Genomic DNA, 15588 nt, shown 5'->3' on the forward strand with positions numbered 1-15588 from the left:
CCAGCTTTCTATTTGTCGAGGCGTTAGACTTCGATATTAGAGAAAATAGAACGGAACTAACCATCAGTTGGTGATGAAAAGACGCCGCTGATTGAAGTTTCACTTTATTTACAATATTATTTATTCTTTTTAAACTTATTCTTTTTTCGAACATCTGTTGGAAAATGTAATACATATTAGAAATTATTTCAACCTTTTTATACTAAATTTTATCTTTTTATGCAAGAATACACTATATTTTTTCCCAATTCAGTTAGAGTTTTATCTTATTTCTTCTAAAATATCCTCTGGCTTTGTAACAAGTTTTGCTCCTTGTTGGATTAAATCATTTGTGCCTAAAGAAAACGGGTTGAATATACTGCCTGGAAGTGCGAAAACTTCCCTTCCTTCATTAAGTGCAAAATTCGCTGTAATTAATGAGCCGCTTTTACGTTTTGCTTCTATAATAAAGGTTCCTTGTGATAAACCGCTAATAATTCGATTTCTCGCTGGAAAATGCCATTTTCGCGGCCTGGTATCCGGTGGATATTCGGATAACACCAGTTGTGTATCCATCATTTCCAATGCTAGGTTCATATTTTCCCTTGGATAAATATGTTCAAAACCGCCTGCTATAACTCCGATGGTCCTGCCGCCATATTTTATAGCAAATTCATGAGCAAGTGTATCAATGCCTTTTGCAAGGCCGCTGACAATGAGGAGTTTATTTCCAATTAATTTAGGAAACAGGGTCTGAATGGCATTTTTCCCATAAAGAGTTGATTGTCTGGAACCTACCACAGCAAGCTTTGGCCCCTTTTCAAGCAGTGACAGATCTCCCTTGGCAAATAATGCCCATGGCGGTTGATAAATTTCTTTTAGGCAGCTGGGGTATTCTTTATCAAAGTAAGTGATGACATGGATATTGTTCTTTTGGTACTGTTGAATTTGGTCAAAAATGATATCTGGATGAAAGGAATCGAGTGAAGATTGGGTGAAAGGTTTTCCGATTGTGGAGAAGACCATCTGTAACGGCCTTGCTGATTTGTACGGGTGAAAGGATTCAAGACCCGGGTCCTTTTTCAATATCTGAAATATGTTATTCCATGAAGTATTTGGATAGTGAAGCAGGGTTATTAAATTTTTTTTAAATTCATCCATTAACAGCATTCCTCCTAAATTTAAAAAGCAAGAATAGTCCCTCACAATATGAGAGACTATTCGTTATACCTTATGATGTAAATTAGTGAGTTTTACACTTTTCGTAAAGTCCTTTTTCTTTTAGGACTTCAATTAAAGTTTCACCCATTACTGAAGGTGTTGCAGCAACTTTAATACCGCATTCGTTCATAACACGGATTTTTTCATCTGCAGTACCTTTACCGCCTGAAATAATTGCACCAGCATGTCCCATGCGTTTTCCTGGAGGTGCAGTACGTCCGCCAATGAAGCCGACAACAGGTTTCGTCATGTTTGCTTGTACCCATTTTGCAGCCTCTTCTTCAGCAGTACCGCCGATTTCACCAATCATGATGACAGCATATGTTTCAGGGTCTTCATTAAAAGCATTTAGAACGTCAATGAAGTTTGTTCCGTTAACAGGGTCTCCGCCAATACCAACAGCTGTTGTTTGACCAATGCCTGCTTGAGTTAATTGATGTACTGCTTCGTACGTTAAGGTTCCGGAGCGGGAAACAACTCCCACATGTCCTTTTGTATGAATATAGCCAGGCATGATCCCAATCTTACACTCATCTGCCGTAATAACACCAGGGCAGTTAGGACCGACTAAGCGTGTCTTTTTGCCTTCCATATAACGTTTTACTTTTACCATATCCAATACTGGAATATGCTCAGTAATACAAATTACAAGATCTAATTCAGCATCAACTGCTTCGATAATAGAATCAGCAGCAAATGGGGCTGGAACATAAATAACAGAAGCATTCGCACCAGTTGCTTCCACTGCTTCTTTTACTGTGTTAAATACAGGCAGGCCTTCCACTTCTTGTCCGCCTTTACCTGGTGAAGTACCGCCGACTACCTTCGTTCCATATTCAAGCATTTGTTTTGTATGGAAACGAGCAGTGCCGCCAGTAATCCCTTGAACAATAACTTTCGTATCTTTATTAACAAAAACGCTCACGTTAATTCCCCTTTCATTCGATCCTATTTCACTAGTGAAACGATTTTTTGTGCACCGTCTGCCATAGATTCAGCAGGTGTAATGTTTAGATCTGACTCAGAAAGAATTTTCTTACCTAAGTCAACGTTCGTTCCTTCTAAACGAACAACAAGCGGCATAGTTAGTCCTATTTGTTTTGCAGCTTCAACTACGCCCTCAGCGATGACATCACACTTCATAATACCGCCGAAGATATTGACGAAAATACCTTTTACATGTGGATCAGAAAGGATAATTTTAAATGCTTCCGTTACCTTTTCAGCTGTAGCACCGCCCCCAACATCAAGGAAGTTAGCCGGGTCTCCGCCATAATGTTTAACAATATCCATAGTCGCCATTGCAAGACCAGCACCATTAACCATACAGCCAATATTGCCATCTAATGCAATGTAGCTTAAATCGTATTTAGAAGCTTCAATTTCTTTTGGATCTTCCTCTTCAAGGTCACGGTATTCTAAAACATCTTTTTGACGGAATAATGCATTGGAGTCGAAGTTTAATTTTGCATCCAGCGCCATAACTTTTCCATCACCAGTAACGACAAGCGGGTTGATTTCAGCGATTGAACAGTCTTTATCAATATAAGCATTATAAAGTCCTGTCATGAATTTAACAGCTTGGTTTACCAATTCTTTTGGAATGTTAATATTGAATGCAAGGCGTCGTGCTTGGTATGGCATTAATCCAAGACCTGGATCAATTTCTTCCTTGAAAATTTTCTCTGGTGTGTTTGCAGCAACTTCTTCGATCTCTGTACCGCCTTCTTCAGAACCCATTAATACTACTCTGGAAGTAGCACGGTCAAGCACTAATCCAACATAGTATTCCTTTTTAATGTCACAGCCTTCTTCAATTAAAAGGCGTTTTACTTCTTTGCCTTCTGGGCCAGTTTGGTGTGTTACCAATGTTTTGCCTAGAATTTCGCTAGCGTATGTACGAACCTCATCAAGGTTTTTCGCAACTTTTACACCACCGGCTTTTCCCCTGCCGCCTGCGTGGATTTGTGCTTTTACCACACATACTTGAGTGCCTAGTTCTTTTGCAGCTTCAACAGCTTCTTCAACTGTGAATGCTACTTTTCCATTTGGAACCATTACTCCATATTTTCTGAGGATTTCTTTCCCCTGATACTCATGGATATTCATTTCCCATCCTCCTATAGCTTACTCTTCAAAAAATTGACTCCGTTTTCATTTTATATAATGATACAAACCTTGTCTACCATAAAGCATAAAAATAATTTTTCCCTGCCATTTCATAGATAATAAGGGAAATTACCCCATAGAAATAACTACTTTTAATTTTTTAGGATAATAAACAAAAAACAGGCATCGCCTGTTTTTAAATTCTATAGTTAAACACCCTTTAAGAGAATAAGTTCGGTTCAATATACTCCCTAACAGGGGCAAAAGATTTCCGGTGGTATTTTGTAATTCCGCATTTCTGAATGGCCAGCAAATGTTCCTTCGTACCATACCCCATATTACGTTCAAAACCGTATGCTGGACAGCTTTGGGCAATGTCCTTCATCAACTGATCTCTGGCTGTTTTAGCAACAATGGAAGCTGCCGCAATGGAAACACTTTTAGCATCTCCCTTAATAATTGATTCAGATGGATAGGGAGTTTCTACCTTCATTGCATCAATTAATATGTAATCTGGACAAGGATTCAATGAAACAATAGCAGATTTCATCGCTTTTTGTGTTGCTTTATAAATATTGATTTCATCTATTTCTGCAGCCTGTACCATAGCTATGCTGATTGAAACAGCCTCTTTCCTAATAATCTCATCATATTCTTGCCGTTTTTTTTCTGATAGTTTTTTAGAATCATCTATTCCTGATAAGAAAAAATCGTGAGGTAAAATGACAGCAGCCGCCACAACAGGGCCTGCAAGCGGTCCACGTCCAACTTCATCTACTCCAGCAATGAGCTCAAAACCTTCAGCTCTGGCTTTCCGTTCATAATAGGTCATGTTGTGAAATTTAATTTCAAGGAATTTTTCCTCTTCCCGCCTCTTTTTCCATTTAGCCAGACTTTTTTGGACGCCAACTCTTTCATCCTTTTCCAGCTCACAAATAAACGGGTCAGATTCATTCCTAAGTTCCGCTAAACTTTGTTCAATTTGCGCTATTGAGGGTCGTTTCATATTTGTCACCTAAAATTTTGTTTATTTTTGGAATGATAATTAGAAATCACTCGGCTTTTCAAAAGAAATTGGGCCAAATTTTTCAGAACGAATTTCACGAACGACAAGCTCAGCCACTTTATCATAATCTACCATTCCTCCGCCCATCAAACAGCCTCTCAGCCGTCCAATATGTTCAAAAAGGGCAACAGGATCTTCCGGCAGTTCAGTAAGCTTATAACGGTCTTTTAAGCGTTCTGGATATTCCTTTTCTAAAAACTTTAACGCATAAATCGTCATATCATGCAGATTTAACAGCGTGTCTTTGATTGCCCCTGTGACAGCAAGCTTCATCCCAACCTCTTGGTCCTCAAATTTAGGCCACAGAATCCCTGGTGTATCGAGCAGATCCATTTCTTTTCCAACCTTAATCCATGCTTGAGATTTCGTAACCCCCGGGGTATTGCCGGTTTTTGCGATATTTCTTTTTGCTAAGCGGTTAATCAGCGTTGATTTCCCGACATTTGGAATTCCTACAATCATGGCGCGAATGGCCCGTGGTTTAACCCCTTTTGCCTTAAGACGGTCAAATTTCTCCTTTAGGATTTCCTTTGTAGCACTGTTGATGTTTTTCAGGCCTTCTCCGGCTTGTGAATTAATAGCAAGAGACTTTATTCCCTTTTCCGCAAAAAAGGCCGTCCATTCCTTCGTTACTGTTTGATCGGCCATATCCGCTTTATTTAAAAGTACAAGTCTTGGCTTATGCTGAATAATCTCATCAATCATTGGATTTCTTGATGAATAGGGAATTCGTGCATCGACCAATTCAAATATAATATCAACAAGCTTTAATTTTTCCGTGACCTCTCTGCGCGCCTTTGCCATATGGCCAGGAAACCATTGAATCGTCAAAGTGCCGCCTCCCTTTTATTTATTTAACTTTTACTATACGCGCATCTTTTATTGGCCAAAAGATGACGCTCGCCTTTCCAATGACTTTGCCCATAGGAATTGTTCCGATATGTCTTGAGTCTTTACTGAAGCGGCGATTATCCCCCATGACAAATAACTCGCCTTTTGGAACAGTGGTACGGCCTATTTTTTCTTCTAAAGTAAAGTCATCTGTTAACGGTCCATCTTCAACTTGGCTTTTATATTCGTCAAGATATGGCTCTTTATAAGCCTTTCCATTTACATACAATGTATCATTTTTATATTCGATATGATCCCCAGGCAGTCCAATTACCCGCTTTATGTAATCTTTATGCTCTGGTGCATGAAAGACAATGATATCAAAGCGGTGAGGCTCCCCTATTTCATAACTTAATTTATTTACAATCATCCTGTCTTGGTCCTGTAGTGTCGGCATCATGGATAACCCGTCCACTACTATTGGAGCAAAAAGAAAGTAGCGGATAACTGCCGCAAGTGCAACTGCTATTAATAGTGCCTTCGTCCATTCCCATAGTTCATTTTTTTTCTTTGTCATACATTACCCACCAATCCTGCAAAGTCTTATAAAGATTATTGTACATAACTTCCCTCTAATTAGCACGGAGGACCCCGAGTTTTAATGAAATTTTAATCTTCCTTTTTCCAAATTCCATTCTCAGGTTAGATAGATATGTATGAAAAAAGAGCTTGCGCGGCAAGCTCTTCTCTTTTTCATATTAGCGGATTTCTTTAATACGAGCTTTCTTACCGCGAAGGTTACGCAGATAATAAAGTTTCGCACGACGAACTTTACCGCGGCGGATAACTTCAAGCTTCGCAATTTTTGGTGTATGAACAGGGAATGTACGCTCAACGCCTACTCCGTAAGAAACTTTACGAACAGTGAAAGTTTCGCTGATTCCACCACCACGACGCTTAATCACAACACCTTCAAATAACTGAATACGCTCGCGGGTTCCCTCGATAACTTTTACGTGTACACGTACAGTGTCACCAGGACGGAACGCAGGAAGGTCAGAACGAAGTTGTTCTTTTGTGATTTCTTCTATAATTTTATGCATCGTTTTCAACTCCTTCCAACAGACGCTCATGCACATAAACGACTTATCATTGCAGCGGAACATCGTTATAAGACCCGGCTGAATAAGCTTCAGGCAAAGTCACAAGATGTATCATACCATAATTATTGACAGGCTGCAATACTAGATTTTTTCTTTTTCCACTTCTTTAAGCCATTTTTCTTGCTGTGGTGTTAATTCTATTTTTTCTAATAAATCAGGCCTTCTGACCAATGTACGCCTTAATGCTTCCTTATTGCGCCATTCCTCGATTAATTTATGATTTCCTGAAAGAAGTACATCCGGTACCTTCATCCCGCGAAAATCAGCTGGTCTTGTATAATGCGGGTGTTCCAGCAATCCAGTGCTAAAGGAATCCTTCATATGAGATTCAGCGTTCCCCAATACTTCCGGTAATAAGCGGACAACACTGTCAATGATGACCATTGCTCCAAGCTCACCGCCAGTTAAAACATAATCTCCAATTGAGATTTCATCTGTTACAACATGCTCGCGGATTCGTTCATCATATCCTTCATAATGTCCGCAGATAAAGATTAAATGCTCCTCTTTAGCTAATTCCTCGGCCTTTCGTTGGTCATACCGGGTTCCCTGAGGGCATAAAAGGACGACTCTTGTTTTTTTGCTTTCTGCCTTTTCTTTTAGGGCTGCAACAGCATCGAAAATTGGCTGCGGCATTAATACCATTCCAGCCCCTCCCCCATACGGATAATCATCGACAGCCGAATGTTTGTTATCAGCATACTCGCGAAAGTTCACCACATTATAGTGTACTGCTGATTTTTCAACAGCCTTATGTAAAATGGAATTGCCAAGCACCCCGGAAAACATTTCTGGGAAGAGTGTCAGGATATCAATATACATCATGATAACAAACCTTCCATTGGTTCAATTAAAACTGTTTTCTCCTGCACATTAACTTCTTTGACAACCTCTTTAATATAAGGGATTAAAATCTCTTTGCCGCCCTTTCCTTTTACAACCCAAACATCATTCGCTCCTGGCGTCAGAATCTCACTGATTTTGCCAATCTCCTCACCAGAAGGAAGAAATACATGGCAGCCAATAATCTCATGAAAATAAAATTCATCTTCTTCCAAATCCGTCAGCTGCGATTCAGGTACTTTCAAAATACCATCGCGAAACTTTTCCACCAAATTGATATTTTCATACCCTTCAAATATCAGTAAATCAAAATTCTTATGTGTTCGATGCTGCTTTACTGTCAGCTCAATTGGAGTACTGGCATTTGGTAAAAATAAATATAATTGATTTCCTGGCTTATAGCGTTCTTCAGGAAAGTCTGTCTTTGAAATGACACGGACTTCTCCTTTAATTCCATGTGTGTTAACAATCTTTCCAACATTAAACCATTTTTCCATTCTGCATCACCTACTATCTAATATCCTCGATAATGCCATCTTTAACCACAATTATTGGCTGTGTATCATTCCAGACATCCCCAATCTTTACATCTATGAGCGCCTGAACTTCTTTCTCCTTTAATTCGCTGCCTATTGGCAGGATATGCAGCTGTTCAATTTGAAACTCTAAAAGCTTTATTTTTTCTTTCCTCATTTGAATTTCTTTTTCAAAATGTTTTTTCAACGTAACGGGTGAAAAATTTCTCGTCTTGTCTAATCGCTTTAATTCAAATTGAAGCTGGTCGCATTCCTTCTGAAGCTGGAGCTTTCGGGAGTGATATTGGTCAAAAAGCTGCTGTTTACTGTTTTCAGTCAATATTTGTTTTACTAAAACGGTTTGGATTAGCTGCATGCAGGGTCCTCCTCCCTGGGTCTAGGCGTTCCTATAGCAAAAAGGGAGGAAATTAATCCCCCCTTTTAATCCATGTTTAGCTTCCCTGCCTAGTAAGGCATGGAAGCTTTTCTATGATGCAAAAAGCTATTCACCAATTTCTAGAAATATTTTCTTTTGTTGTGATGATCCTGCTGCGTAGACAACAGTTCTTATGGCCTTTGCAACGCGCCCCTGTTTGCCAATAACTTTCCCCATATCAGCTTTATTCACTGAGAGATGGTAAGTTACACGATTTTCTTCCTCAACAGCGTCAACACGGACGTCATCAGGGAAATCAACCAAGGGCTTAACAATTGTTTCAATCAATTCTTTCATAACTGCAGAATTACTTGCTTAATTTTGCATTATGAAATTTCTCCATAATACCTTGTTTAGAGAAAATGTTACGAACTGTGTCAGATGGTTTTGCACCGTTTTGTAACCATTTAAGTGCAAGGTCTTCATTGATTTCAACTTTAGCTGGTTCTGTAACTGGGTTGTAAGTACCAACTATCTCAATGTAACGTCCATCACGTGGTGAACGAGAATCTGCAACTACGATACGATAAAAAGGAGTTTTCTTTGCTCCCATACGTTTTAAGCGAATTTTTACTGCCATGATTAATAGCACCTCCGAATAGTTTCACACAAGAAATAATATTAGCAGATAGTTTATATGTTTGTAAAGTGTTTTCTCTTTACATTAATTATTACCAATATCTACTAAAATAAAACAGCCTATAAATAGAACTTTAATAATCGTCCAGCTCCAGCGCCTAAGGGTTCGCAGTCTACAGCCAATCCGTCAAGAAGGCTAAAAACATCCTTCTCGCCGGCTCTTATGCCTGCCGCCCCTGTCAAGGCGCTTCTGCTTTTCTCTTTAAAAAGGCTTAAACGGGAATTTGAATCCGCCTTTTTTCTTTGATTTTTGCTGCATGCCTGTCATTTGCTTCATCATTTTCTTCATGTCTTCAAATTGTTTAAGCAGGCGGTTGACTTCAGACACAGTACGTCCGCTGCCTTTGGCGATCCGCCGCTTGCGGCTTGAGTTCATAAGTTCAGGATGAATCTTTTCGTCTTTCGTCATCGACTTGATGATTGCTTCTACATGTGCAATTTGCTTTTCATCGATTTGAATATTATTTAAGCCCTTGATTTTATTTGCACCTGGCATCATTTTCAATAATTCATCAAGCGGCCCCAGCTTCCGTACCTGTCCGAGCTGGTCTAAGAAATCATCGAGCGTAAATGTTGCCGTACGCATTTTCTGTTCTAATTCTTTTGCCTTTTCTTCATCAATATTGGTCTGTGCTTTTTCAATTAGTGTCAGCACATCACCCATACCCAGTATCCTGGATGCCATTCGTTCCGGATGAAACGGCTCAAGGGCATCCATTTTTTCACCCATACCGACAAATTTAATCGGTTTTTCAGTGACAGCACGAATTGAAAGTGCCGCACCGCCCCGTGTATCCCCGTCAAGTTTTGTCAGGATAACCCCGGTAATCCCAAGCTGTTCATTAAAGCTCTGAGCTACATTTACCGCATCCTGTCCAGTCATGGCATCAACAACAAGGAAAATTTCATCCGGCTTTGTTAATTCTTTGATGTCTTTTAATTCATTCATTAAAGCTTCATCAACATGCAGGCGTCCGGCAGTATCTATGAGAACATAATCATTATGTTCCTCTTTTGCCTGTTCAATTGCCTTTTTGGCAATTTCCACAGGACTTACTTGATCCCCCAACGAGAAAACCGGCATGCTTAATTGTTTTCCAAGCGTCTCAAGCTGCTTAATTGCCGCAGGACGATAAATATCGCCAGCAGCAAGCAATGGCTTGCGGTTATACTTTTTACGCAGCAAATTAGCAAGCTTGCCAGTTGTCGTGGTTTTACCAGCCCCCTGCAGACCAACCATCATAATAACAGTCGGCGGGCGGTTAGAGACGGCAATTTTACTTTGCTCGCCGCCCATTAAGGCTGTTAATTCTTCATTAACAATCTTGATAATCTGCTGGCCTGGCGTTAAGCTTTTTAATACTTCCTGCCCAACAGCCCGTTCACTGACTTTCTTAACAAAGTCTTTGACAACTTTAAAGTTAACGTCAGCCTCTAATAGAGCAAGACGAACTTCACGCATCATTTCTTTTACATCCGCTTCAGAAACTTTCCCTTTACCGCGGATTTTTTGAATCGTACTTTGCAGTCGGTCGGCTAATCCTTCAAATGCCATCAATGCCGCCCCCTAATCTAAATTATCCAGTTTACTAATGGCCTCAAGTAAATCTTGCTTTGAAGGCTTTTCCTCCATAAGCATTTTTTTCATCTTTTTTATCAGCCCTGAACGCTCTTGAAACTTTTGCAGCAGCAGCAGCTTTTCTTCATATTCCTCAAGCATGGCTTCTGTCCGTTTAATATTATCATAAACGGCCTGCCGGCTGACTCCATATTCTTCAGCAATTTCACCAAGAGAGAAATCATCTAGATAATAAAGAGACATGTAGCTTTTCTGTTTTGGCGTTAACAACGAGTTATAGAAATCATATAAGTAATTCATTCGCGTTGTTTTTTCTATCATGCCAGCGTCTCCTTTAATGTTAAGTGAAATACCTTTACAAAGAAGTGTACACAGCCATATTGTATCTGTCAAGAAAATACCTTTACAACTGCAGGTTTCTATACCTCTGCTTTATCTACCTGTTCCGCAAACAAACCATAAACATATTTTTCAGCATCAAATTCCTGGAGATCATCCATTCGTTCACCAAGCCCTACAAACTTGACCGGGATATTCAATTCCTTACGAATCGCTAGTACAATCCCGCCTTTAGCCGTACCATCCAATTTAGAAAGGACAATCCCGCTGACATTGGTTGCTTCTTTGAAGGTTTTGGCTTGAATGAGTGCATTTTGTCCTGTAGTTGCGTCAAGAACAAGCAGCACTTCATGGGGAGCACCTGGAATTTCCCGTTCAATCACCCGCTTAACCTTTTCTAATTCTTTCATTAAGTTTACTTTATTTTGTAATCTGCCTGCTGTATCACAAAGCAAAATATCAACTTTACGTGATTTTGCAGCTTGGATGGCATCATACATAACCGCAGCCGGGTCTGATCCTTCCCCCTGTTTAATAGTCTCTACACCAACTCTATCGCCCCATACTTCGAGCTGTTCAATTGCACCAGCACGGAATGTGTCTCCTGCTGCTAATAGCACTTTTTTCCCCTCGCTTTTAAACTTATGTGCAAGTTTGCCAATTGTGGTCGTTTTGCCAACGCCGTTTACCCCAACAAATAAGATCACTGTAAGACCTTCCTCTTGGATATTCAATTCGGAAGTTAATTCCTCTCCAGAATTATAGATATCTACCAGCTTTTCAGAGATAACACTCTCTACCTCTTGTGGATCTTGTATGTTGCGTCGTTTTACTTCCATTTTCAGCTCATCAATCAGCTCCATTACGGTATCGAAGCCTACATCTGCTTGAATCAGAATCTCTTCTAATTCTTCGAAAAAATCTTCATCCACTTTACGGTATCTTGCAATCAAGTCATTTACTTTTCCTGAAAAATTGTCCCTTGTTTTTGTAAGACCTTCTTTAAATTTTTCCGTCACAGAATCTGTTGATTTAGTGATTTTATCTTTTAACTTCTTAAAAAAACTCATTCTTTCACTTCCTTTAGTTTTGGTTCTGTGAAATTGTCCTGTGCTTCAGGACTTTACCTGTCAAGTTTTGAGGAGCCTCCTCGACGCCGCTTTGGCGCGTGCGGAATCTTCTCTGTCCCGTACTCTTGCAGAAATCTTCGTGCAGCTGCTATTCCACTCAACATAGTTTTAAAAATCAAAATGTCATTTAGCACTGCCTTTTAAGATTGAACAAGTTCCTTTGTATCTTCCAGCCGGACAGATACAAGTTTAGAGACACCTGATTCCTGCATGGTTATACCATAAAGGACATCTGCCTCTTCCATTGTTCCTTTTCGATGGGTAATCACGATAAACTGGGTTTCGCTGCTGTAGCGTTTTAAATATTGGCTAAAACGCTGAACATTAGCTTCATCCAATGCTGCTTCCACTTCATCGAGAATACAGAAAGGCACAGGGCGCACCTTTAATATGGAAAATAATAACGCAATGGCTGTTAAGGCACGTTCCCCGCCTGATAGGAGCCCTAAATTCTGTAATTTCTTCCCGGGAGGCTGTGCGACAATTTCAACGCCTGTATTTAGAATATCATCAGGCTCTGTCAGGATTAAATCAGCATGTCCTCCGCCGAAAAGTGCTCGAAAAACAGGTTCAAAATGGGAACGAACCCCATCAAATGTTTGTTTAAAACGTTTTTTCATTTCCTCATCCATTTCATCAATTACCTGGAAAAGGGTATCTTTCGCTTCTTGAAGATCTGTTTTTTGTTCATTTAAAAACTCATAACGTTCAGAAACGCGTTCATATTCTTCAATAGCACCTAAATTTACATTGCCAAGTTCGTCAATGGCAAGCTTAATCAGTTTGACCTTTTTACGTGCTTCCTCAACTGGAATTGATAACGGGTATTGTTCCTTCGCTCCATCAAAAGATAATAAATATTCTTCTCTTAAGCGGGCAAGACGATTTTCTAGTTCAACATCCAAGCGGTTCAATTTTACTTCCTCATCTTTTAATACGACCGTCATGCCTTTATGAATGCGTTTGGCTTCTCTTGTTTCTATTTCCAAATTTTCTAATGCATCTTGTAGTCCCAGACGTTCCTGCCGTCTAGAAGTAATTAATTGTAATGTTGCTTCTTTATCTTGCTGCTTACGTTTGGCTGCTTCTACTAATTGTTCCTCACCTGAACTGCTGTTTGACATTTCCGATGATAAAAGACTTAAATCTTCCTTAAGAATGGAAAGCTTTTGCTCGCTTTCCTCAAGCTCTATTGCAATTGCGCCAAACCGCTCTTTCAAATGCATATATTGCTCATTCTTAGAAGCAAACGCAACTTTTAAATCATTAATCTCAGTTGTTAGTGCTTCCTTCGATGTAAGGTCATTTGTCTTCCGCTCAGTTAACTGCATAATTTGCTGGTCAAGTTCGCTAATTTGTGTTTGATAAACAATTAGTGATTGAGTAATATTTTTCTTCCTAGAGGATAGAGTACTGATTTCTTCAGCAATTTGTCCTTTTTCAAGGTCATATATTTCCAGTCTTTCATTGATATTTTTTTCTTCCAATTCCGCCGCGCGTTGATTACCCTTTAAAGTCTGTTCAATGAGCCTTAATTCTTCTCCATTTTTACGCATCTCTTCAAGCTGCGATTCTTTTAAGGTTACTTCCTCTTTTAGGGACTTAACAGCTGCCTCTAAAGCCGCTGTTTTTTCCTCCATAATAACAAGCTTTTCTTTCAGGTCCTCAAGTTCTCCTTTTCTTGTTAACAAAGAGGATGTCTTCTGTTTAACAGTTCCGCCAGTCATGGAGCCGCCAGGATTAACTACATCACCATCAAGAGTTACCAGCCGTACACGATATTGAAGAATTTTTGCTAACTCATTTGCCCCTTTTAAATCTTTTGTAATCACAACACTGCCTAATAGGTTATTCATGATTTCAGCATATTTTCCTTCAAATCGAACAAGACTTACAGCAGGTCCAATAAGAGACGGATGCCCCTTTATCATGGATATTTGTGCCTGGGACAATGTTCTGCCTTTAATAACATTAAGGGGTAAAAAGGTGGCTCTTCCATATGAATACTGTTTTAAATATTGAATGGCAGCCCGGCCGTTTTGTTCTGTATCAACTACTATATGCTGAAGGGATCCCCCAAGGGCGGTTTCAATTGCTGTTCCATATTCTTTTGGAACAGTAATCAGTTCAGCAACAGCTCCTTCTATCCCTTTTAGCTTACTGCCGCGGGCCTTTAACACTTCTTTAACCCCTTGGAAAAATCCAGAGTAATCTTCCTCTAGTTCTTCAAGCATGTCCTTTTTTGATTTAGCCTGCTGCAGCAGCTGATAGGCTTGATATAACGTCTTTTCCTGTTTTTGATAGTTATTCTTTACGGATTCAAGCTGCCGTTTATGTTCGCGAAACCCTGCAACCTGGGCATCTAGTTTTTTTCCAGTATCATCAAGTTCTGCTTGAATATCCGCCTTTTTCTTTTCAGCTTTTTCGCGCTCCAGCAAAAATTTTTGATTTTCATCATCTAGACGAGTGCTCTTTCTTTCCTGCTGCTGAAATTGCTCTTCAATATATTTCAATTCATTTTTGGCACTGGCTTGTTCATTTAACAGCTCAATATATTCATCTTTTAATGCATCAATTTTTTCATCAATATTTTCCCCATATAATTGCAGTTTTTCCTGTTTTCCCTTTAACTGTGCCTGCAATTGTTGCACCTGCTTCTCCAGATTGCTTACTGAATCCGCAAAAGAATCCCGATTTTGTGTTAATGCTGCAATCTTATCCGTCAATTCGGAAATATTCATTTTTAACTGTTCTTTATTCTGGGCCGCATTTTTCCGCCTTTCTTTTAGGACTTCCTTGCGCCCTTCAAGCTTTTCAAGTTCTTCACTTGCATGAAGCAGAACATTTTGAAGCTCAGTAATCGATTCATCCAATGCCGTCATTTTGTCTCTTGTTTCAACGATCTTGGCTTCTTTTAATTGCAGCTCACTTGATAGTTTTAATTCCTCTTGCTGATGGTCCTCCAGCTGTTTTGAATGGTCTTCCCATTTCTTATTTAATTCCTCAATTTCATATACAGTTAAAGCTACTTCAAATTTCTCAAGTTCTTCTTTTTTCTCTAAAAAATCCTTTGCCATGGAGGCTTGTATCTTTAACGGCTCTACTTGGCCTTCAAGTTCATGCAAGATATCATAGACACGGTTTAAATTTTCCTGTGTCTCGGCTAATTTTCCTTCAGCTTTCTTCTTACGGGTCTTGTATTTTAAAACCCCTGCTGCTTCTTCAAAGATCGTTCTCCTGTCTTCTGCTTTGCTATTTAATATTTCTTCTACTTTTCCTTGGCTGATAATGGAAAATGCTTCCCGGCCAAGCCCAGAATCCATAAATAAATCAATAATGTCCTTCAGCCTGCACGGCTGTTTATTGATAAAAAATTCACTATCTCCAGAGCGGGTAACTCTGCGTGTTACACTTACTTCATTATAATCAATCGAAAGGCCTTGCTCCTCGTTGTCTAATGTTAAGGTCACCTCTGCAAAATTAAGCGGCTTTCTTGTATCACTGCCGGCGAAAATGATGTCCTCCATTTTACTCCCGCGCAAGGATTTGGCAGATTGCTCTCCTAAAACCCAGCGAATTGCATCTGTAATATTACTTTTACCGCTGCCATTAGGACCGACTACCGCTGTTACCCCAGTAACAAAATCCACACTAATTCGGTCAGCAAAAGATTTAAAGCCAATAATGTCCAACCGTTTTAAAAACATTACTTTATCCTCCCTAAATGCTAAAGGGATT

General features: G+C 39.6%; 16 protein-coding genes. All 16 read right to left on the reverse strand.

The genetic code is table 11. The features are described from left to right. Positions 1 to 261: 261 nt before the first annotated feature. The 16 genes from dprA to smc all read right to left on the reverse strand — a co-directional run bounded on the left by dprA (position 262) and on the right by smc (position 15557). Positions 262 to 1140: a DNA-processing protein DprA gene (gene dprA, locus M3183_RS13380; protein WP_251470484.1), complete on the reverse strand. Its 879-nt coding sequence runs from the start codon at positions 1138 to 1140 to the stop codon at positions 262 to 264. Positions 1141 to 1222: 82 nt separating this feature from the next. After that, positions 1223 to 2125 (reverse strand): succinate--CoA ligase subunit alpha, encoded by a 903-nt coding sequence (gene sucD / locus M3183_RS13385; RefSeq protein ID WP_251470487.1) that lies wholly within the window; start codon positions 2123 to 2125, stop codon positions 1223 to 1225. A 23-nt stretch (positions 2126 to 2148) separates the two neighbouring features. Continuing rightward, positions 2149 to 3309: an ADP-forming succinate--CoA ligase subunit beta gene (gene sucC, locus M3183_RS13390; RefSeq protein ID WP_251470490.1), complete on the reverse strand. Its 1161-nt coding sequence runs from the start codon at positions 3307 to 3309 to the stop codon at positions 2149 to 2151. A 220-nt stretch (positions 3310 to 3529) separates the two neighbouring features. Continuing rightward, the gene (locus M3183_RS13395) at positions 3530 to 4315 is read right to left on the reverse strand and encodes a ribonuclease HII (RefSeq protein WP_251470491.1); all 786 of its coding nucleotides are present in this window, start codon (positions 4313 to 4315) and stop codon (positions 3530 to 3532) included. Positions 4316 to 4354: 39 nt separating this feature from the next. Further along, the gene (ylqF, locus tag M3183_RS13400) at positions 4355 to 5206 is read right to left on the reverse strand and encodes a ribosome biogenesis GTPase YlqF (RefSeq protein WP_251470493.1); all 852 of its coding nucleotides are present in this window, start codon (positions 5204 to 5206) and stop codon (positions 4355 to 4357) included. Between the two features lie 19 nt (positions 5207 to 5225). Continuing rightward, complete coding sequence (lepB, locus tag M3183_RS13405; protein WP_251470495.1) at positions 5226 to 5783, reverse strand: signal peptidase I; 558 nt, start codon at positions 5781 to 5783, stop codon at positions 5226 to 5228. Between the two features lie 181 nt (positions 5784 to 5964). Next, entirely contained in the window at positions 5965 to 6309 is a 345-nt protein-coding gene (gene rplS / locus M3183_RS13410; protein WP_251470497.1) for a 50S ribosomal protein L19, read from the reverse strand. Positions 6310 to 6450: 141 nt separating this feature from the next. Continuing rightward, complete coding sequence (gene trmD / locus M3183_RS13415; RefSeq protein ID WP_251470499.1) at positions 6451 to 7194, reverse strand: tRNA (guanosine(37)-N1)-methyltransferase TrmD; 744 nt, start codon at positions 7192 to 7194, stop codon at positions 6451 to 6453. After that, entirely contained in the window at positions 7191 to 7709 is a 519-nt protein-coding gene (gene rimM / locus M3183_RS13420; protein ID WP_251470501.1) for a ribosome maturation factor RimM, read from the reverse strand. The genes trmD and rimM overlap by 4 nt, the downstream gene beginning before the upstream one ends. Before the next feature lie 13 nt (positions 7710 to 7722). After that, entirely contained in the window at positions 7723 to 8103 is a 381-nt protein-coding gene (locus M3183_RS13425) for a YlqD family protein (protein ID WP_251470503.1), read from the reverse strand. A gap of 126 nt (positions 8104 to 8229) precedes the next feature. Beyond that, positions 8230 to 8460, reverse strand: coding sequence for a KH domain-containing protein (locus tag M3183_RS13430; RefSeq protein WP_251470507.1), 231 nt, complete (start codon positions 8458 to 8460; stop codon positions 8230 to 8232). 10 nt (positions 8461 to 8470) lie between these two features. Continuing rightward, on the reverse strand, positions 8471 to 8743 hold the full coding sequence (gene rpsP, locus M3183_RS13435) for a 30S ribosomal protein S16 (protein ID WP_251470510.1): 273 nt from the start codon (positions 8741 to 8743) through the stop codon (positions 8471 to 8473). Between the two features lie 261 nt (positions 8744 to 9004). Further along, positions 9005 to 10357: a signal recognition particle protein gene (gene ffh, locus M3183_RS13440; RefSeq protein ID WP_251470513.1), complete on the reverse strand. Its 1353-nt coding sequence runs from the start codon at positions 10355 to 10357 to the stop codon at positions 9005 to 9007. A 12-nt stretch (positions 10358 to 10369) separates the two neighbouring features. Then, the gene (locus M3183_RS13445) at positions 10370 to 10702 is read right to left on the reverse strand and encodes a putative DNA-binding protein (protein ID WP_251470516.1); all 333 of its coding nucleotides are present in this window, start codon (positions 10700 to 10702) and stop codon (positions 10370 to 10372) included. A gap of 98 nt (positions 10703 to 10800) precedes the next feature. After that, on the reverse strand, positions 10801 to 11790 hold the full coding sequence (gene ftsY / locus M3183_RS13450; protein WP_251470518.1) for a signal recognition particle-docking protein FtsY: 990 nt from the start codon (positions 11788 to 11790) through the stop codon (positions 10801 to 10803). Between the two features lie 200 nt (positions 11791 to 11990). Beyond that, a complete protein-coding gene (gene smc, locus M3183_RS13455) occupies positions 11991 to 15557 on the reverse strand; it encodes a chromosome segregation protein SMC (RefSeq protein ID WP_251470521.1) in 3567 nt (1188 codons plus the stop codon). Positions 15558 to 15588: the final 31 nt, after the last annotated feature.

The organism is Neobacillus mesonae, assembly GCF_023715155.1.
Taxonomy (GTDB): Bacteria; Bacillota; Bacilli; order Bacillales; family Cytobacillaceae; genus Neobacillus; species Neobacillus mesonae_A.

Bases quoted from the DNA above. Each gene is read 5' to 3' on its own strand.
- dprA (WP_251470484.1), bottom strand. From the start codon at position 1,140: ATGGATGAATTTAAAAAAAATTTAATAACCCTGCTTCACTATCCAAAT.
- sucC (WP_251470490.1), bottom strand. From the start codon at position 3,309: ATGAATATCCATGAGTATCAGGGGAAAGAAATCCTCAGAAAATATGGA.
- M3183_RS13395 (WP_251470491.1), bottom strand. From the start codon at position 4,315: ATGAAACGACCCTCAATAGCGCAAATTGAACAAAGTTTAGCGGAACTT.
- lepB (WP_251470495.1), bottom strand. From the start codon at position 5,783: ATGACAAAGAAAAAAAATGAACTATGGGAATGGACGAAGGCACTATTA.
- rplS (WP_251470497.1), bottom strand. From the start codon at position 6,309: ATGCATAAAATTATAGAAGAAATCACAAAAGAACAACTTCGTTCTGAC.
- trmD (WP_251470499.1), bottom strand. From the start codon at position 7,194: ATGATGTATATTGATATCCTGACACTCTTCCCAGAAATGTTTTCCGGG.
- rimM (WP_251470501.1), bottom strand. From the start codon at position 7,709: ATGGAAAAATGGTTTAATGTTGGAAAGATTGTTAACACACATGGAATT.
- M3183_RS13425 (WP_251470503.1), bottom strand. From the start codon at position 8,103: ATGCAGCTAATCCAAACCGTTTTAGTAAAACAAATATTGACTGAAAAC.
- M3183_RS13430 (WP_251470507.1), bottom strand. From the start codon at position 8,460: ATGAAAGAATTGATTGAAACAATTGTTAAGCCCTTGGTTGATTTCCCT.
- rpsP (WP_251470510.1), bottom strand. From the start codon at position 8,743: ATGGCAGTAAAAATTCGCTTAAAACGTATGGGAGCAAAGAAAACTCCT.
- ffh (WP_251470513.1), bottom strand. From the start codon at position 10,357: ATGGCATTTGAAGGATTAGCCGACCGACTGCAAAGTACGATTCAAAAA.
- M3183_RS13445 (WP_251470516.1), bottom strand. From the start codon at position 10,702: ATGATAGAAAAAACAACGCGAATGAATTACTTATATGATTTCTATAAC.
- ftsY (WP_251470518.1), bottom strand. From the start codon at position 11,790: ATGAGTTTTTTTAAGAAGTTAAAAGATAAAATCACTAAATCAACAGAT.
- smc (WP_251470521.1), bottom strand. From the start codon at position 15,557: ATGTTTTTAAAACGGTTGGACATTATTGGCTTTAAATCTTTTGCTGAC.